This window comes from Moorena sp. SIO3I6 (assembly GCF_010672095.1).
In genome coordinates this window covers 1-1,015 of sequence record NZ_JAAHHU010001759.1, presented here as the reverse complement: position 1 = coordinate 1,015, position 1,015 = coordinate 1, and the positions used below count along the sequence as shown (strand labels likewise).

Sequence of the window (1,015 nt, the reverse complement as noted above, 5' to 3'; positions counted from 1 at the left end):
TAACGGACAGTATAAGGGTTATCCCAGCCTAGTCCCAGGGGGCGTTGCCAGCTACACTCAGGAATTTTTGGACGTGGTGGTTGATAGATCATTCCCTGATTGTCATATGCTCACCTAACTATAGCTGCTTTACTCAGTTGGGTCAACCAACAGCCCCTAGGCACGCCACTGATCTGCTTGGATGATGGTCATGACGGCATCTGGAATATCTTTATAAGATGCGTTTACCCTGATCAAGGTAGCTTATTAATAAGTTAATTAATATACACAATCGTTGCCCTTGAGAGCAATCGCTGGATTTTATAAAAGTTAATAATATAGCAATTCTAAATCATTTGTAAAATCAGACAAATCTGGAATCATTGCTGGTAAAAGGTTATAGCGATTCGGCGAGGCCGACGCTATCGCGAACACTTTAGCCAATATATTTCACGAATCATTTAAAACTGCTATATAGTGCCGTTTACTTTTGTCCGACTACTTACTAAAATCCCTATGTGTAGTGAAACAAAAGAATGTAATCAATTCTTTTTTCCTACAACCCTTTATAAACAGTAAATCTAACAGGAGTTAGTTGAAACAATGGCTACATCTCATGATGACGCTCATATCTTCGGTGTTGTTAAGCCACACGGCGGTATTTTATCTGGTAAAGGCTTCAAGGTTGACAAAAAGCAGCAGGGGTTTTACCTTATAACGTTTGATCAGCCATTTGCAGAATGTCCTGGAGTAACCTGTACAATTTATGGGGATTCTTGGCGAAGTTTTCAAATGTCTATTTCAGTCGTTGATATTGAACCTGAGTACTTCGTATGCCAAACTTCAACACCCGATCGTCCTGTACCGAGTGGTTTCAGCTTTATTGCTGTTGGTGAGGTGGAACATGAGTAGATGACATGAGCCCTAAAAAGCTTATTATATAAGCCTTTGAGGCCAATGAGCTTAGGGAAGATACAGTCTCAAATTAACCCTAGATTCATGTAATAGCAAGCTCAAACCCTTATAACTAAGGTAA

General features: G+C 39.9%; 1 protein-coding gene. It reads left to right on the top strand.

Annotated features, from left to right (window positions below):
- Nucleotides 1-582: 582 nt before the first annotated feature.
- Nucleotides 583-891 (top strand): hypothetical protein, encoded by a 309-nt coding sequence (locus F6K49_RS52910; RefSeq protein ID WP_293111142.1) that lies wholly within the window; start codon nt 583-585, stop codon nt 889-891.
- Nucleotides 892-1,015: the final 124 nt, after the last annotated feature.